At 68.3% G+C, this 16,454-nt stretch carries 14 protein-coding genes; 13 read left to right on the top strand and 1 reads right to left on the bottom strand.

Annotation, left to right across the window (positions count from 1 at the left end; genetic code table 11):
* The first annotated feature begins 86 nt into the window (after positions 1–86).
* From F7Q96_RS13540 to F7Q96_RS13485, 12 genes are all read left to right on the top strand, one after another.
* Positions 87–1,091, top strand: coding sequence for an ABC transporter permease (locus F7Q96_RS13540; RefSeq protein ID WP_053823478.1), 1,005 nt, complete (start codon positions 87–89; stop codon positions 1,089–1,091).
* Positions 1,088–1,927: an ABC transporter permease gene (locus tag F7Q96_RS13535; protein ID WP_053823479.1), complete on the top strand. Its 840-nt coding sequence runs from the start codon at positions 1,088–1,090 to the stop codon at positions 1,925–1,927. Before F7Q96_RS13540 ends, F7Q96_RS13535 begins: the two co-directional genes overlap by 4 nt.
* An 11-nt stretch (positions 1,928–1,938) precedes the next feature.
* Positions 1,939–3,603, top strand: coding sequence for an ABC transporter ATP-binding protein (locus F7Q96_RS13530; RefSeq protein WP_170265848.1), 1,665 nt, complete (start codon positions 1,939–1,941; stop codon positions 3,601–3,603).
* A gap of 79 nt (positions 3,604–3,682) precedes the next feature.
* Positions 3,683–4,945 carry a 4-aminobutyrate--2-oxoglutarate transaminase gene (gabT, locus tag F7Q96_RS13525; protein WP_053824544.1) on the top strand — a complete coding sequence of 421 codons (1,263 nt, stop codon included), beginning with the start codon at positions 3,683–3,685 and terminating at the stop codon, positions 4,943–4,945.
* 33 nt (positions 4,946–4,978) lie between these two features.
* The gene (gene gabD / locus F7Q96_RS13520; protein WP_053823480.1) at positions 4,979–6,436 is read left to right on the top strand and encodes an NADP-dependent succinate-semialdehyde dehydrogenase; all 1,458 of its coding nucleotides are present in this window, start codon (positions 4,979–4,981) and stop codon (positions 6,434–6,436) included.
* Positions 6,437–6,502: 66 nt separating this feature from the next.
* On the top strand, positions 6,503–6,841 hold the full coding sequence (locus F7Q96_RS13515) for a cupin domain-containing protein (RefSeq protein ID WP_053823481.1): 339 nt from the start codon (positions 6,503–6,505) through the stop codon (positions 6,839–6,841).
* The gene (locus F7Q96_RS13510; RefSeq protein WP_053823482.1) at positions 6,838–8,580 is read left to right on the top strand and encodes a thiamine pyrophosphate-binding protein; all 1,743 of its coding nucleotides are present in this window, start codon (positions 6,838–6,840) and stop codon (positions 8,578–8,580) included. The genes F7Q96_RS13515 and F7Q96_RS13510 overlap by 4 nt, the downstream gene beginning before the upstream one ends.
* Before the next feature lie 57 nt (positions 8,581–8,637).
* The gene (locus tag F7Q96_RS13505; RefSeq protein WP_053823483.1) at positions 8,638–9,708 is read left to right on the top strand and encodes a histone deacetylase family protein; all 1,071 of its coding nucleotides are present in this window, start codon (positions 8,638–8,640) and stop codon (positions 9,706–9,708) included.
* Positions 9,709–9,732: 24 nt separating this feature from the next.
* Positions 9,733–10,977, top strand: coding sequence for a Zn-dependent hydrolase (locus F7Q96_RS13500; RefSeq protein ID WP_053823484.1), 1,245 nt, complete (start codon positions 9,733–9,735; stop codon positions 10,975–10,977).
* Positions 10,974–11,906 (top strand): DMT family transporter, encoded by a 933-nt coding sequence (locus F7Q96_RS13495; protein WP_151022828.1) that lies wholly within the window; start codon positions 10,974–10,976, stop codon positions 11,904–11,906. The genes F7Q96_RS13500 and F7Q96_RS13495 overlap by 4 nt, the downstream gene beginning before the upstream one ends.
* Positions 11,903–13,408, top strand: coding sequence for an aldehyde dehydrogenase (locus F7Q96_RS13490; protein ID WP_053823485.1), 1,506 nt, complete (start codon positions 11,903–11,905; stop codon positions 13,406–13,408). Before F7Q96_RS13495 ends, F7Q96_RS13490 begins: the two co-directional genes overlap by 4 nt.
* Before the next feature lie 223 nt (positions 13,409–13,631).
* On the top strand, positions 13,632–14,618 hold the full coding sequence (locus F7Q96_RS13485) for a Bug family tripartite tricarboxylate transporter substrate binding protein (protein WP_053823486.1): 987 nt from the start codon (positions 13,632–13,634) through the stop codon (positions 14,616–14,618).
* Positions 14,619–14,642: 24 nt separating this feature from the next.
* Here F7Q96_RS13485 and F7Q96_RS13480 read toward each other — a convergent pair whose 3' ends face one another.
* A complete protein-coding gene (locus tag F7Q96_RS13480; protein ID WP_053823487.1) occupies positions 14,643–15,347 on the bottom strand; it encodes a class I SAM-dependent methyltransferase in 705 nt (234 codons plus the stop codon).
* 67 nt (positions 15,348–15,414) lie between these two features.
* Here F7Q96_RS13480 and F7Q96_RS13475 point away from each other — a divergent pair, with 67 nt between their 5' ends.
* Positions 15,415–16,215, top strand: coding sequence for an AraC family transcriptional regulator (locus F7Q96_RS13475; protein WP_053823488.1), 801 nt, complete (start codon positions 15,415–15,417; stop codon positions 16,213–16,215).
* Positions 16,216–16,454 lie beyond the last annotated feature (239 nt).

Genomic DNA, 16,454 nt, shown 5'->3' with positions numbered 1-16,454 from the left:
GTCGCCCCTTGTTTTCTGCCCTCTCGCGCCTGCGGGAGAGGGCAGGGGACAGCGTGACCGCCACCACGAAGTCAGTGGAGCCTGCCGTGAATTTCCTTTCCTTCCTGATATCGCGTCTTGGCAAGGCCGTCGTGGTCGTGCTCGGCGTCGTCATCATCAACTTCTTCCTGATCCGCCTCGCGCCGGGCGATCCCGCGACCGTGATGGCGGGCGAGGCCGGCGCCGGCGATGCCGCGTTCGTCGGCCAGCTGCGCGAGCAGTTCGGCCTCGACAAGCCGCTGCTGACGCAGCTCGGCATCTATCTGAAGGGCGTGGCCCAGCTCGACCTGGGCTACTCGTACCGCAACCATCTGCCGGTGCTGGACCTGATCCTGGACCGCCTGCCGGCGACCTTCCTGCTGATGAGCGGCGCCTTTGTCTTCTCGATCGTGCTGGGCGTGCTGCTCGGCGTGATCGCCGCGCGGACGCGCTACGAGAACCGCCGCCGCTGGATCGACAGCGCGGTGATGTCCGGCGCGCTGCTGCTGTACGCGACGCCGCTGTTCTGGCTGTCGCTGATGGCGATCATCCTGTTCTCGGTGGTGCTCGGCTGGCTGCCGGCCTTCGGCATGGAAACCATCGGCGCGGGCTACACCGGCATGGCGCGTGTCAAGGACGTGGCGCTGCACATGATCCTGCCGACGATCTCGCTGGGCTGCTTCTTCATGGCGGTCTATGTGCGGCTGACCCGCGCCTCGATGCTGGAGGTGATGGGCATGGATTACGTCAAGACCGCGCGCGCCAAGGGCGTGCCGGCCAGCCGGGTGATCCGCGTGCACGTGCTGCGCAACGCGCTGCTGCCGGTGATCACCTTCGCCGGCATCCAGCTCGGCCAGATGGCCGGCGGCGCGGTGCTGACCGAGACGGTGTTCTCGTGGCCCGGCATCGGCCGCCTGATGTTCGACGCGCTGCTGCAGCGCGACTACCAGCTGCTGCTGGGCATCTTCTTCGTGACGTCGGCCCTCGTCGTCTTCTTCAACCTGCTGACCGACGTGCTGTATCGCTTCATCGATCCGCGCATCTCGGTCGCCGGCAAGGGAGTCACCGCATGAAAGCCTTCCTGCAACGCTATTGCCGCAACTACGGCGCGGTGATCGGCGCGCTGGTGCTGCTCGCCGTGATCGCGTTTGCGCTGTTCGCCCCGGTGCTGTACGAGGAATCGCCCTGGCTGATGGTGGCCGATCCGCTGGTGCAGCCGTTCGCCGATCCGGCCTATCCGTTCGGCACCGACATGCTGGGCCGCGACATCACCGCGGGCATGCTGTACGGCGCGCGCGTGTCGCTGCTGGTCGGCGTGATCTCCACCGCGGTGGCGCTGCTGTTCGGCATCCTGATCGGCGCGGTGGCCGGCTACTGCGGCGGCCGCATCGACGACGCGCTGATGCGCTTCACCGAGTTCTTCCAGACCATTCCGCAACTGGCGATGGCGGTGGTGATCGTCGCGATCTTCAATCCGTCGATCTATTCGATCGTCGGCGCCATTTCGGTGGTGTCCTGGCCGCCGGTGGCGCGCCTGGTGCGCAGCGAATTCCTGTCGCTGAAGCAGCGCGAGTTCGTGCAGGCCGCGGTGGTGATCGGCCAGAAGCCGCTGCGCATCATCGCCACGCAGATCCTGCCCAATGCGATGTCGCCGATCATCGTGTCGGCCTCGTTCATGGTCGCGACCGCCATCCTGACCGAGTCCGCGCTGTCCTTCCTGGGACTGGGCGACCGCAACATGATGAGCTGGGGCTTCATGATCGGCGCGGCCCGCACGATGATCCGCGAAGCCTGGTGGATGAGCGTGTGGCCCGGCGTGGCGATCCTGCTGACGGTACTGTCCATCAACCTGATCGGAGAAGGCTTGAACGACGCCATGAATCCGCAGCTGCGCCGCCGCGGCGAATGAGGGAGCGAGCCATGACCGTTCAATCGATGCCGCACCCCCAGAACCAGTCTGTCGCCGCGCCGCTGCTGTCGATTCGCGACCTGACCATTGCCCTGCCCAAGGGCGGCGACCGCCCCTACGCGGTGCGCGACATCTCCTATGACCTGCACGCCGGCGAGATCCTCTGCATCGTCGGCGAATCCGGCTCGGGCAAGTCGATGAGCGCCAACGCCATCATGGGCTTGCTGCCGCCCTACCTGAAGCCGCAGGGCGGCCGCATCCTGTTCCGCGGCAAGGACCTGCTCGCGCAGGACGAAGCCACCTTGCTGGCGATGCGCGGCAAGGACATGGCGATGGTATTCCAGGAGCCGCTGTCCGCGCTGAATCCGGTGATGACGGTCGGCGACCAGATTGCGGAGGTCATGCGCGTGCACCACGCCTATCCGGGCGAGGCGCGCATGCGCCGCGTGCTGGAACTGCTCGATTTCGTCGGCCTGCCCGATCCAGCCACGCTGGTGCACAGCTATCCGTTCCGGCTGTCGGGCGGCCAGCGGCAGCGCGTGGTGATCGCGATGGCGCTGGCGCTGGAGCCCGCGCTGCTGATCGCCGACGAGCCGACCACCGCGCTGGACGTCACCACGCAGGCACAGATCCTCGCCTTGATCAAGCGGATCCAGGCCGAAAAGGGCATGGGCGTGATGTTCGTGACCCACGATTTCGGCGTAGTGGCGGAGATTGCCGACCGGGTCGCCGTGATGGAGAAGGGCGTGCTGGTCGAGATGGGCAGCGCACAGCAGGTGCTGAACCACCCCCAGCATCCCTATACGCGCCGGCTGATCGGCGCGGTGCCGCACGGCCGCTGCGGCGAAGCCGACGGCCAGGCGGCGGAGACGGTGCTGGACGTGCGCGACCTGCGCAAGACCTATGTGTCTGGCGGCGGGCTGTTCTCGCGCAAGCGCGTGGTGCATGCGGTCGACGGCGTCAGCTTTGCCGTGCGGCGCGGCGAGACGCTGGGCATCGTCGGCGAGTCGGGCTCGGGCAAGTCGACCATCGGCAAATGCCTGCTGCGGCTGACCGACATCGACGGCGGCACCTTGCTGTTCCAGGGCCAGGACATTGCGCGGATGCCAGAACGGCGCTTTCGCCCGCTGCGCAAGGATGTGCAGATGATCTTCCAGGACCCCTTCGCCTCGCTCAATCCGCGCCATACCGTAGGCCGGATCGTCAGCGACGGGCCGATCGCCAATGGCGTGCCGCGCCAGCAGGCGGAGGCGCGCGCGCGCGAGCTGCTGCAGCTGGTCGGGTTGGAGGACTCGGCGTTCGACCGCTATCCGAACCAGTTTTCCGGCGGGCAGCGCCAGCGCATCGGCATTGCTCGCGCGCTGGCGCTCGAGCCGAAGCTGCTGGTGGCCGACGAGTCCGTGTCCGCGCTCGACGTCTCGGTGCAGGCGCAGGTGCTGGAGCTGCTGGCCACGCTGCAGAAGCGGCTCGACATCGGCCTGATCTTCATCACGCACGACCTGCGCGTGGCGGCGCAGATCTGCCACCACGTGATCGTCATGCACAAGGGCAAGGTGGTCGAGTCAGGGCCGCCGGCCCAGATCTTCGACGCGCCGCGCCACGACTACACGCAGCGCCTGATCGCGGCGATTCCCGGCAAGGAGTGGGATCCGAAGGCGATCCGCGCCGCCGCCTGACAACGCATTGGCCCGGCCGGCAAGCCCGCATGCCCGGATGCCGTCCGTGCGCCCAACCCGAAGCCCCATGGAGAACACGATGAAGAATGCCGAACTGGTCCGCCGCAAGGATGCCGCCACGCCCCGCGGCGTGGGCGTGATGTGCAATTTCTACGCCGAACGGGCCGAGAATTCGGAGATCTGGGATGTCGAAGGCCGCCGTTTTATCGACTTCGCGGCCGGCATCGCGGTGCTGAACACCGGCCACCGCCACCCGCGGCTGGTGGCAGCCGTGCAGAAGCAGCTGGAACGGTTCACCCATACCGCTTACCAGATCGTGCCCTATGCCAGCTATATCGAACTCGCCGAGAAGATCAACCAGCGCGCGCCGGGCCAGTGGGCCAAGAAGACCGCGTTCTTCACCACCGGCGCCGAGGCGGTCGAGAACGCCATCAAGATCGCCCGCTCCGCCACCGGGCGACCCGCGGTGATCGCATTTTCCGGCGGCTTTCATGGCCGCACGATGATGGGCATGGCGCTGACCGGCAAGGTCGTGCCCTACAAGGTCGGCTTCGGTCCGTTCCCGGGCGAGGTCTATCACGCGCCTTACCCATGCGAGCTGCACGGCGTGTCGGTCGACGACTCGCTGAAGGCGCTGCAAGTCCTGTTCAAGGCCGACGTCGATCCGAAACGGGTCGCCGCCATCATCTTCGAGCCGGTGCAGGGCGAGGGCGGCTTCAATGTCGCGCCCGCCGCCTTCGTCAAGGCGCTGCGCGCGCTCTGCGACGAGCACGGCATCCTGCTGATCGCCGACGAAGTGCAGACCGGTTTCGGCCGCACCGGCAAGCTGTTTGCGATGGAGCATTACGGCGTGGCGCCGGATCTGACCACGATGGCCAAGAGCCTGGCCGGCGGCATGCCGCTGTCGGCGGTGTGTGGCCGCGCCGAGATCATGGACGCGCCGGCGCCGGGCGGGCTCGGCGGCACCTATGCAGGCAATCCGCTGGCCGTCGCCTCGGCCCTGGCGGTGCTCGAGGTGCTGGAAGAGGAGAACCTGATCGCGCGCGGCGCCGCCCTCGGCCAGCGGCTGATGGACCGGCTGCACAGCCTGCGCCCGCGCGTGCCGCAGATCGCGCAAGTGCGAGGGCTCGGCGCGATGGTCGCGGTGGAGTTCCAGCAGGCCGACGGCAGTCCCGATGCCGAGTTCACGCGCGAGGTACAGAACCGCGCGCTGCAGAAGGGCCTGCTGCTGCTGTCGTGCGGCGTGCACGGCAACGTGATCCGCTTCCTGTTCCCGCTGACCATTCCCGATGCGGTGATGGACGAAGGGCTGGACATCCTGGCCGACGTGCTGGCCCGCTGATCGACATCCGCGGCCCAATTTCCGGAGCGATTGATGCAACTGAACGATACCGGCCTGCTGCGTGCGCAGGCCCTGGTTGGCGGCGCCTGGATCGACGCCGACCGCGGCGAGTCCTTCGTCGTCACGAACCCCGCCACCGGTGCGCCGATCGGCAAGGTGCCGATGATGGGCGCCGCCGAGACGCGGCGCGCCATCGAGGCCGCGCGCGTCGCGCAGATCGACTGGCGGCGCCGCACCGCGCGCGAGCGCAGCCAGATCCTGCGCAAGTGGCATGAACTGATGCTGGCGCACGCCGACGACCTCGCGCTGCTGATGACCACCGAGCAGGGCAAGCCGCTGGCCGAGGCCAGGGGCGAAGTGGTCTACGCCGCCTCGTTCCTCGAGTGGTTTGCCGAGGAAGGCAAGCGCGTCTGCGGCGATGTGCTGGCATCGCCGATGGCGGACCGCCGGCTGGTGGTGGTCAAGGAGCCGGTCGGCGTCTGCGCGGCCATCACGCCGTGGAATTTCCCGCTGGCGATGATCACGCGCAAGGTCGGCCCTGCGCTGGCGGCCGGCTGCACGATGGTGCTCAAGCCAGCCGAGGATACGCCGCTGTCGGCGCTCGCCCTCGCGGTGCTGGCCGAGCGCGCCGGTGTGCCGGCGGGCGTGTTCAGCGTGGTGACCGGCGACGCTGTCGCGATCGGCGGCGAGCTGACCGCCAATCCGGTGGTGCGCAAGCTGACCTTCACCGGCTCGACCGAGGTCGGCCGCATCCTGATGCGCCAGTCCGCCGACACCATCAAAAAGCTGTCGCTGGAGCTCGGCGGCAATGCGCCGTTCATCGTGTTCGACGATGCCGATCTCGACGCGGCGGTGGAGGGCGCCATTGCATCGAAGTATCGCAACGCCGGACAGACCTGCGTCTGCGCGAACCGGCTGTACGTGCACGACAAGGTCTATGACGCCTTCGCCCGCAAGCTGGTGGCCGCGGTCGCGCAGCTCAAGGTCGGCAATGGCGTCGAGCCCGGCGTGCTGCAGGGTCCGCTGATCAACGAGGACGCGGTCGCCAAGGTCGAGTCGCATATCGCCGATGCGCTGGACAAGGGCGCGCGCGTGCTGGCGGGCGGCAAGCGGCATTCGATCGGCGGTACCTTCTTCGAGCCGACCGTGCTGGCCGACGTGACACCGGCGATGCGCGTCGCAAAGGAGGAAACGTTCGGCCCGCTGGCGCCGCTGTTCCGTTTCCATACCGACGACGAGGTGGTCGGCATGGCCAACGACACCGAATTCGGTCTGGCCTCGTACTTCTACAGCCGCGATATCGGCCGCATCTGGCGCGTCGCCGAAGCGCTGGAGTACGGCATGGTCGGCATCAACACCGGCCTGATCTCGAACGAGGTCGCACCGTTCGGTGGGGTCAAGCAATCGGGCCTGGGCCGGGAGGGTTCGCGATACGGCATCGAGGACTATCTCGAAATCAAGTACCTGTGCATGGGCGGCATCGACCGCTGAGAGCCGACAGCCGATAGCCGATAGCCGGCAGCCGCCGCACCACCGAACCCCAATGCGAGCCCCAACATGAGCAGACCTCAGGCAGTGCCGACCGTGCAGGTCGACAACGAGCGTGTGATCGTCACCGAATGGCGCTTCGCGCCCGGCGCGGAGACCGGTTTTCACCGGCATGGCTACGACTACGTGGTGGTGCCGATGACGACCGGCCCGCTGCTGCTGCAGACGCCGGAAGGCGAGGTCACCAGCCAGCTGGTGGCCGGACGCGCGTATTCGCGGCCGGCCGGCGTCGAACACAACGTGATCAACGCGCACGAAGGCGAATGCGTGTTCGTCGAGATCGAGATCAAGACGGCGGCGGGCGCGGCATCGCCGCCTTGCACGGTTGCACACGGAGCCAATCCATGACCGAAGCGTCCACACAGAGCCGCCCCGTGGACGGCCAACCGCTGCGCGAGCGCAATGGCGGCCAGATCCTGGTCCAGCAGCTGCGCATCCATGGCGTCAAGCGCGTGTTCCTGGTGCCCGGCGAAAGCTATCTGCCTTGCATCGATGCGCTCTACGACCATCAGGACGCGATCCAGCCGGTGGTCTGCCGCCAGGAAAGCGGCGCGGGCTATATGGCCGAGGCCTACGGCAAGCTGACCGGGGAGCCCGGCATCTGCTTCGTGACCCGCGGTCCTGGCGCGACCAATGCCAGCATCGCGGTGCACACCGCCTATCAGGACTCGACGCCGATGATCCTGTTCGTCGGCCAGGTCGGCAACGACTTCATCGAGCGCGAGGCGTTCCAGGAGATCGACTATCGCCGCATGTTCGGCGAGATGGCGAAGTGGGTCGCGCAGATCGACCGCACCGACCGTATCCCGGAGTTCATCGCGCGCGCCTTTGCGGTGGCGACCAGCGGCCGGCCCGGGCCTGTGGTGCTGGCGCTGCCGGAGGATACGCTGTGGGGCAAGGCCACGGTGCCCGATCTGCCGCGCTACCAGCGTTCGTATGCAGCACCGACCCCGGCGGCACTGGCGTCGCTCGGCACGCTGCTGACGCAGGCGCGGCGGCCGTTCCTGCTGGTTGGCGGCTCCGGCTGGACGCCGCAAGCGATGCGCCAGATCGAAGGCTTCGCCGAGCGCTTTGCCTTGCCGGTCGGCGCGGCCTGGCGCCGGCTGGAGTGCTTCGACAACCATCATCCGAATTTTGTCGGCCATGTCGGCTGGGGCATGGGCGAGGCGCTGCGCGCGCGCATCCGCGATGCCGATCTGCTGATCGCGGTGAACACGCGGATGGGCGAGGCGACCACCGAAGGCTACACGCTGGTGGAGAGCCCGCTGCCGCGCCAGCGGCTGGTGCATGTCTATCCCGACGCCAACGAGCTCGGGCGCGTATTCCAGCCTGCGCTGCCGATCGTCGCCGACGTCGTGTCGTTCGCACAGGCCGTCGACACGCTGCGGCCCGCAGCCGAACCGGCGTGGGCCAGCCAGACCCGCGCGGCGCGCGGCGACTACCTGGCGCAGCAGGAGCCGGCATCCGCACCCGGTCCGCTGAACCTGAATGCCGTCGCCTGCCATGTGCGCGACCACGTGCCCCTTGACGCCTGCATCACGGTGGGCGCCGGCAACTACGCGCTGTTCGCGCATGCCTACCACCGCTTTCAGGGCGTTGGCACCAGCCTCGCGCCGACCGTGGGATCGATGGGGTACGGGCTGCCGGCCGCGATCTCGGCCAAGCTCGAATATCCGGACCGCACCGTGGTGTGCTACGCCGGCGACGGCTGCTTCCAGATGAACCTGCAGGAGCTCGGCGTGGCGATGCAGTACCGGCTCGGCATCGTCGTGCTGGTATTCAACAACGGCATGTGGGGAACCATCCGCGCGCACCAGGAGCGCGAGTTCCCCGGCCGCACCATCGCGCTCGGCTTCGACAACCCGGACTTCAGCGAGCTGGTGCGCGCCTATCGCGGCCACGGCGAGGTGGTGCAAAGCGACGCCGAGTTCGGCCCGGCGTTGGCGAGGGCGCTCGACTTTGCCCATACGCAGCGTCTGCCCGCGCTGCTCGAACTGCGCTACGACCCCGACGGCATCGCGCCCGGCATGACGTTGTCGCAGATTCGCGCAGCGGCGCTGGCGCGCCAGGCGGAGGCGGCCGCCTGATCGCGTCGCGCTGCGCGCGCCACCCTCGACCGCCGCTCGACAACCCACACCTACGATATGCGTGCTTTCTTCTCGGATGACCAGTTGCTCCATCAGCCCCGCCAGTTCATGCGCGCGGGCCGGCTGTGCGAGCCGACCGACGTGCCCGCACGCGCGGCCGCGCTGCAGGCCGCGCTTGCCGCGCGCGGCATCGATCTGGCCGTCGCGCCGGACTACGGCCGCGCGCCGCTGGAAGCGGTGCACAGCGCCGCCTATCTCGATTTCCTGTGTCAGGCCTACGAGCGTTGGCAGGCGCTGGCGCGCCCCGGCTTCGAACCTGGCATCGAAGTGCTGCCCAACCTTTCGCCGTACCACAACGGCAAGCTGGACCAGAGCCGCCGGCCCGATTGCCCGACCGACTCGGTGATCGCGCAGGCGGGGTATTACCTGGGCGACCTGAGCTGCCCGCTCGGCCCGCACAGCTGGCTGTCGATCCTGCGCTCGGCCCACAGCGCGGTGGCGGCGGCGGACTATGTCTGCGAACAGCCCGATGGCGGCATGGCGTACGCGCTTTGCCGGCCCTCCGGCCATCACGCGCACAGCGACCGAGCCGGCGGCTTCTGCTACGTCAACAACGCCGCGATTGCCGCGCAGGGGCTGCTCAAGCGCTTCGGCAAGGTCGCGGTGCTCGATGTCGACGCGCATCACGGCGACGGCACGCAGCAGATCTTCTACCAGCGCTCGGACGTGATGACGATCTCGCTGCATGCCGACCCGGCCGGCTACTACCCGTTCTATACCGGCTATGCCAACGAGCGCGGCTACGGCGCGGGCTATGGCTACAACCTGAACTTCCCGCTGCCGCACGGCACCGGCGACGCCGGCTTCCTGGCCGCGCTCGACAGCGCGCTCGACGCGCTGCGCGACTACCGGCCGCAGGCGCTGGTGCTGTCGCTTGGCTTCGATACCTATGTGGACGACCCCATCAGCGTGCTGGCCGTCGGCATGGACGGCTACCGCGGCATCGGCGAACGCATCCATGCGCTCGGCGTGCCGACGGTCGTGGTGCAGGAGGGCGGCTACGAGGTCGAGGCCATCGGCCCCGCGCTGGATGCCTTCCTGTCGGGCTTCGCGCCGGCGATGGCCTGAGCACCGCCTCCCGAGGAGAACACGATGACGACACTGAAGATCGACGGCCAGCGGCTGTGGGATTCGCTAATGGCGCTGGCGCGCATCGGCGCGACGCCCAGGGGAGGCAACGCGCGGCTGGCGCTGACCGAGCTGGACGGTCAGGGGCGCGACCTGGTGACCGGCTGGATGCGCGAAGCCGGCCTGACCGTGACGGTAGACAAGGTCGGCAATATATTTGGCCGACGCGCAGGCCGCAACGACGCGCTGCCACCGGTGATGACCGGCAGCCATATCGACACGCAGCCGACCGGCGGCAAGTTCGACGGGTGTTTCGGCGTGCTGGCCGGGCTGGAGGTGATACGCACGCTCAACGATCGCGGCATCCAGACCGAGGCCCCGCTCGAGGTGGCGATCTGGACCAACGAGGAAGGCACGCGCTTCGTGCCGGTGATGATGGGCTCCGGCGTGTTCGCCGGCATCTTCCCGTTGCAGATGGCGCTGGACGCTACCGACCGCGACGGCAAGCGGGTCGAGGACGAATTGCGGGCGATCGGCTATGCCGGCAGCGCCGAGGTCGGAGGCCGCAAGGTCGGCGCCTATTTCGAGGCGCATATCGAGCAAGGCCCGATCCTGGAGGCCGCGGACAACGTGATCGGCGTGGTAACCGGCTCGCTGGGCCTGCGCTGGTACGACGTGACGGTGACCGGCATGGAAGCCCATGCCGGCCCCACGCCGATGCCGCTGCGGCGCGATGCGCTGTATGGCGCCACCTTCCTGATGCAGGAAGTCGTGCGCATCGCCAACGATTTCGCGCCGCACGGCCGCGGCACCGTCGGCGTGGTCCATGCCCATCCGGCCTCGCGCAACGTGATTCCCGGCGCCGTGACGTTCACGGTGGACCTGCGCCACGAGGATGCGGCCCGGCTGGCCGAGATGGATGCGCGCTTTCGCGCGGCTTGCGCGTCGCTGGCCGCCGGTACCACCACGGGCACGGCACTGGAGGTCGATGTGCGTGACGTGCAGTATTTCCCGCCCACGCCGTTCGCCGCGGAGCTGATCGCCGACGTGCGCAACGAAGCCGAGGCGCGCGGCTATCGCCATCAGGACATCGTCACGGGCGCGGGCCATGACGCGGTCTACATGGCCAGCGTCGCGCCGACGGCGATGATCTTCGTGCCCTGCAAGGACGGCATCAGCCACAACGAGATCGAGGACGCCAGGCCGGAGCATCTGGAGGCGGGAGCCAACGTGCTGCTCGGCGCGATGGTGGCGCGGGCGGGCACGTGAGCGCCGCCGCGCCGGTCCCCGGCAACGGCGCCGGCTGGTGGCGCGGGGGCCTGCTGTTCCTGTGCGTGGTGATGTTGTTCGCCACCGTCGATGCGACCGCCAAGCACCTGGTGGGGCGCTATCCGGCGCCCTTCCTCAATGCGGTGCGTTATGCGGCCACCTGCACCGTTGCCATCGCGATGCTGGCGAACGCGGGCCGTCTGCGCTTCTGGCGCACGCCCCATCGCGGCTTGCTGGTGTTGCGGGGCCTGATGCTGGCGGTCATGGGTACCTGCTTCATGACCGCGCTGCTGTGGATGCCGCTGGCCGAAGCGACCGCGATCTATTTCATGGCGCCGCTGGTCGTGGTGGCGCTGTCGCCGTGGTTGCTGGCCGAGCGCGTCGGCGCGCGTCAGTGGCTGGCGGTGGCAACGGGATTCGCCGGCATGCTGTTGATCGTGCGCCCCGGCGGCCAGTTGTCGTGGATCGGCACGGCGCTGATGGTGGCGGCGATGCTTGGCTACGCGCTGCTGCAACTGCTGACCCGGCGCATGGCGGGCAAGGTCGATGCGACGGTGCAGTACGGCTTCGCGGCGATCATCTGCATGATCGCCACCGGCTTGCCGGCGCCGTTCTTCCTGCCCGCGGTGTGGCCGGACCTCGTCGACTGGCTGACGATCCTCGCCATGGGCTTCATGAGCGCGCTGGCCCAGGTGCTGCTGATCCTGGCGCTGCAGCGCGCGCCGGCTTCCACGCTGGCACCGCTGAACTATTGCCATCTGCTGCTCGCGCTGGTCTACAGCGCCTGGTGGTTCGGCCGCTGGCCGGACGCGCTGGCAATGGGCGGCATTGCGCTGATCGTCGCCGCGGGGCTGTCATTGACGCTGCCGGGGCGACCCGCGGCAGCGGCGGTTTCTCCTTCCTCAATTGATTCGAGGCAACCTTCATGAGCGAGCTTCACGACCCGGCTTATTGGCGCCAACGCGCGCAGTCGATCGTCCCGAACCTGCGCGGACAGGCCTATATCGACGGCCGATGGACCGACGCCGCCGATGGCGCCACCTTCGACAGCATCGATCCGGCCACCGGCAACGTGCTGGCGAAGGTGGCTGCATGCGGCGACGCCGATGTGGACCGCGCGGTCGCCGCGGCCCGCAGGGCCTTCGAGCAAGGCCTCTGGGCGGCCATGCCGCGGCGCGAGCGCAAGGCCACGCTGCTGCGGCTGGCGGCGCTGATCGATGCGCATCGCGAGGAACTGGCGCTGCTCGAAACGCTGGACATGGGCAAGCCGATTGCCGACACGTTGCTGTACGACATCCCCGAATCGGCGCGCACCTACGCGTGGTACGCCGAAGCGATCGACAAGATCTACGACGAGATCGCGCCGACCGATGCCAACGTGCTGGCCACCATCACGCGCGAGCCGCTGGGCGTGGTCGCGGCCGTGGTGCCGTGGAACTATCCGCTGCTGATGGCAAGCTGGAAGGTCGCGCCCGCGCTGGCCGCCGGCAACAGCGTGGTGCTCAAGCCCGCCGAGCAGTCGCCCCTGAGCGCGCTGCGCCTGGCCGCACTCGCCGAGGAGGCCGGCATTCCAGCCGGCGTGTTCAACGTGGTGCCGGGACTGGGCGCTCAGGCGGGGCAGGCACTGGGCCGGCATCCCGACGTGGATTGCATTGCGTTTACCGGCTCGACCGCCACCGGCAAGCGCTTCATGGAGTATGCGGGCCAGTCGAACCTGAAGCGGGTCTGGCTCGAATGCGGCGGCAAGTCGCCGCACATCGTCTTCGACGATTGCCCGGACCTGGACCGCGCGGCGCAGGCCGCCGCGATCGGTATCTTCAACAACCAGGGCGAGATCTGCATCGCCGGCTCGCGTCTCTACGTGCAGCGCGGCATCTACGACGCGTTCATGACGAAGCTCGAGGCCTGCGCCGCCAACATGCAGCCCGGCGATCCGCTCGACCCGGCGTCCGCGATGGGCGCGATCGTCGATGCGCGCCAGCTCGATCGCGTGATGTCGTATGTGGCGGCGGGCCAGCGCGAAGGGGCACGGTTGAGGCTGGGCGGCCAACGCGTGCGGGCGGAAACCGGCGGCTACTTCCTGCAGCCGACGATCTTCGAGTGTCCGGCGCAATCGCTGTCGATCGTGCGCGAGGAAATTTTCGGGCCGGTGCTGGCGGTCACCGTGTTCGACACCGAGGAAGAGGCGCTGCGCATGGCCAACGATTCGCCCTATGGTCTCGGCTCCGGCCTGTGGACGGCCAACCTGGCCCGCGCGCATCGCGTGTCGCGCCAGCTGCGGGCGGGGCTGGTATGGGTCAACTGCTATATGGACGGCGATATCACGGTGCCGTTCGGCGGCGTCAAGCAGTCCGGCTCGGGGCGAGACAAATCGCTGCATGCGCTGGACAAATACACCGACCTGAAGACGACCTGGATCAGCCTGGCCTAGTGGCGATTGCCCCCGGGCGGTGAGCCCGCATCGACCGGATTGGTGCACCGTGTTGCAACAAGGGGACTGGCGTCATGCCGATGGCGCCGGCGGGAGACGTGCGTCCGCATCCGGTGGTTTTCGGCGTATTTCGCACGGTTTCCCGCGGGCACGGCAGTTGCGATGGACTGCGCGTCGCCAGCCGCTGCGCCGGCGCATCCCCTTCGCTCAAAAAGGTCTGTCGATGCCACTACGTTCCCGTCTTCTTCGCGCTTGCCTTGCCGTCGCCGCGCCGGCCATCCTTGCCGCATCGTCGTGGAGCCATGCCGATTCTGCATGGCCCAGGCAGCCGGTCAAGATTGTGGTGCCGTTCAACCCCGGTGCCGCTACCGACCTGATCACGCGCCAGCTGGGTCAGGCCCTGGCCAGAGAGTACGGCCAGAGCTTCGTGATCGAGAACAAGCCGGGAGCCGCCGCGATGATCGGCAGCGAGGCGGTGGCCCGCGCGCCGGGCGACGGCTATACGCTGCTGATGTCGGGCCCCGCCTCGATGGTGACCAACCGCTTTCTCTACAAGAAGTTGAGCTACGACCCGGATGCCTTCGAGAAGGTGGCGGTGGTGGCCTACACGCCCAATATCCTGCTGTCGCATCCGTCGCTGCCGTTCAGCACGCTGTCCGACATGGTGGCCTACGCCAAGGCCAATCCGGGCAAGCTGACCTATGCGTCGTTCGGCGCGGGCACCACCTCGCACATGGCCGGCGAAATGCTCAAGGCGATGGCCGGCATCGACATCGTGCATGTGCCGTACAAGGGCGCGGGGGAAGCGATTCCGGCCCTGCTGTCGGGTCAGGTGTCGATGTACTTCGACACCATCATGACGGGGCTGCCCTACGTCAAGGCCGGGAAACTCCGGGCGCTCGGCGTGTCGAACGCCAAACGCTCGGCGATGGCGCCCGATGTGCCGACCATCGCGGAGCAGGGCTATCCCGGCTATGACATCGCGCCGTGGTACGGCATCGTCGCGCCCAAGGGAACGCCGGCGGACATCGTGGGCAAGCTCAATGCCTCGATCAACCGGCATTTGCTGGACCCTGCCTTCCGCGACAAGCTGGCCGCGACGGGCGCCGAGCCGCGCGGCGGCAGCGTGGCCGATTTCCGCGCGATGGTCGATGCGGAGATTCCGCGTACCGAGAAGCTGGTCAGGCAGTCGGGGCTGACGCTGCAGTAAGGCACCGCGTTGCCGCCAGCGGCGTCAGGCCCGTCGCGCCATCCAGGCTCCCCAAAACAGGCTCGAGAAGAACGGCTCGGGCTTCTCGAAGCCGGCATCGGTCAGCAAGGTGGCGACGGCCTCATCGGATTCCGGCGGATCCGCGCCCTGCAGGATCTTGCCCTGCTTGATACGGACCTCTTCCTCGCTGGCGCCATTCATGCGCCAGCGCTGCGCCCACGCGGCCATCAGCACCGGCCGCGAGGCATAGGCGTAGCGATTGCCGGCAAGGACCAGCGGCGCGCCCGGCTTCAGGCGCTGGGCAATGTCGCGGAGAATCGCCTGCTTGGCTGCGTCGCCCGGCAAGTGGTGCAGCACCCCGACCAGCGTCGCGGCGTCGAAGCGGACCTCGTCCGGCAGGTCGGCGACCACGCCAAGCACCGGCTCGGTACGCCCCAGCAGGCCCGCCTCGCGGATTCGGGCCAGCGCGAGCTCCAGCATCGGCTGCGAGGGATCGACCGCGACGAAGCGCCAGTTCGGCTCGAGCGCGCCAGCGACCACGATCTCGTTGCCGGTACCGCCGGCGCCCGCCACCAGCACGGTGGCGCTCGACCCGGGGCCAAGCGCGGCGGTCAGCATGCAGGCGGCCAGTTCATGGCAGGCGTCGTAGCCGGCGAGCGCGATCCGGCTCTGTTTCTCGTATTCGGCAGCGCGCAAGGGATCGAATTTGGCGGCGGTGTCGGCAGTCATCGTTCTTGTTCCTGTATTGCGATCGGCCAAGTCTGGCATAAGATCGATCATCCTTTCGGACAAAGAGATGATCGAAATGCCGGTGCGCGAAGCAAAACATGATCGGTTGGCTGCCTTCCTGCGGGCGTTCGGCCTGCGGGCCGTCGCGAGCGCCGATGCGGGGAGAGGTGGGGCGCTCGCCATGCTGTATGTCATCGGCGATGCCGACGATCCCGACGGCGGTATCGGCGTTCTCACGCATCTCGTGTTCCGTGCCTCGGGCGGAACGCCTTGCCATGCCGGTGGCGCGGTTCTGACCGCGGCGGCCGTGGATTTCGGCGGCGCCGCCAATCCCCTGGTCGGGGCCTTGCCCGACGAACTGGTGTTCCCGCTGGCCGAGCGCCCGGAGATGCGGGGCCTGGCGGAGCTGTTCGTCGCCGAGGTCGAGGACTGCAGATGCGGCAGTCCGACCGTCAAGGACCGGCTTTGCGAAATCATCGTGGTGCTCGCGGTGCGCCGTGCGATCGCGATGGGCACCGTCAATGCGGGCCTGCTGGCCGGCCTGGCGCACCCGAGGCTCCATCCATGCCTGGTCGCCATGCATGACGAGCCAGCGCGGCCGTGGCGCACCGACGATCTGGCTCGTATCGCCGGCATGTCGCGCAGCCATTTCGTCGCGCAGTTCGCCCGGACGGTGGGCACCACGCCGGCCGATTATCTGACTTCGTGGCGCCTGGCGTTCGGCAGGGCCCAGCTCGCCATGGGACACAGCGTCAAGGCGGTCGCCAGCCGAGCCGGATTCGGCAGCGCCGCCGCGTTTTCGCGCGCCTTTTCCCGTCAGTACGGGTATGCGCCGGTCACCGTCAAGGCAAGCGCGCAGGCCGATTGAACGCGTCCCGGTTCCGATGCCGCGCCGTGATTCGTCAATGTCAGAGGAATCATGTCCCTCCTTTGACCCATGCGCGCTCTTCTTGTCCGGCTGCACCGCTGGTTCGGCCTTGCCGCCGCCATCCGCTGATTTCGGCGATGGGGCTGGTGGTGGCGATGCTGTGCGTAACGGGCGTGGCGCTCTGGGCCCGCAAGCGGGCAGGGCGTCGCGCCGCAGCAGGGATGCGGCAGGCCCGCTCG

The sequence above is a fragment of the Cupriavidus gilardii genome (genome assembly GCF_008801915.1).
Taxonomy (GTDB): Bacteria; Pseudomonadota; Gammaproteobacteria; order Burkholderiales; family Burkholderiaceae; genus Cupriavidus; species Cupriavidus gilardii.
The sequence above is the reverse complement of the archived record's forward strand: the minus strand, read 5'-3'. Positions and strand labels throughout refer to the sequence as shown.

Bases quoted from the DNA above. Each gene is read 5' to 3' on its own strand.
- F7Q96_RS13490 (WP_053823485.1), top strand. From the start codon at position 11,903: ATGAGCGAGCTTCACGACCCGGCTTATTGGCGCCAACGCGCGCAGTCG.
- F7Q96_RS13535 (WP_053823479.1), top strand. From the start codon at position 1,088: ATGAAAGCCTTCCTGCAACGCTATTGCCGCAACTACGGCGCGGTGATC.
- gabD (WP_053823480.1), top strand. From the start codon at position 4,979: ATGCAACTGAACGATACCGGCCTGCTGCGTGCGCAGGCCCTGGTTGGC.
- F7Q96_RS13475 (WP_053823488.1), top strand. From the start codon at position 15,415: ATGATCGAAATGCCGGTGCGCGAAGCAAAACATGATCGGTTGGCTGCC.
- F7Q96_RS13530 (WP_170265848.1), top strand. From the start codon at position 1,939: ATGACCGTTCAATCGATGCCGCACCCCCAGAACCAGTCTGTCGCCGCG.
- F7Q96_RS13515 (WP_053823481.1), top strand. From the start codon at position 6,503: ATGAGCAGACCTCAGGCAGTGCCGACCGTGCAGGTCGACAACGAGCGT.
- F7Q96_RS13500 (WP_053823484.1), top strand. From the start codon at position 9,733: ATGACGACACTGAAGATCGACGGCCAGCGGCTGTGGGATTCGCTAATG.
- F7Q96_RS13505 (WP_053823483.1), top strand. From the start codon at position 8,638: ATGCGTGCTTTCTTCTCGGATGACCAGTTGCTCCATCAGCCCCGCCAG.
- F7Q96_RS13480 (WP_053823487.1), bottom strand. From the start codon at position 15,347: ATGACTGCCGACACCGCCGCCAAATTCGATCCCTTGCGCGCTGCCGAA.
- gabT (WP_053824544.1), top strand. From the start codon at position 3,683: ATGAAGAATGCCGAACTGGTCCGCCGCAAGGATGCCGCCACGCCCCGC.
- F7Q96_RS13485 (WP_053823486.1), top strand. From the start codon at position 13,632: ATGCCACTACGTTCCCGTCTTCTTCGCGCTTGCCTTGCCGTCGCCGCG.
- F7Q96_RS13510 (WP_053823482.1), top strand. From the start codon at position 6,838: ATGACCGAAGCGTCCACACAGAGCCGCCCCGTGGACGGCCAACCGCTG.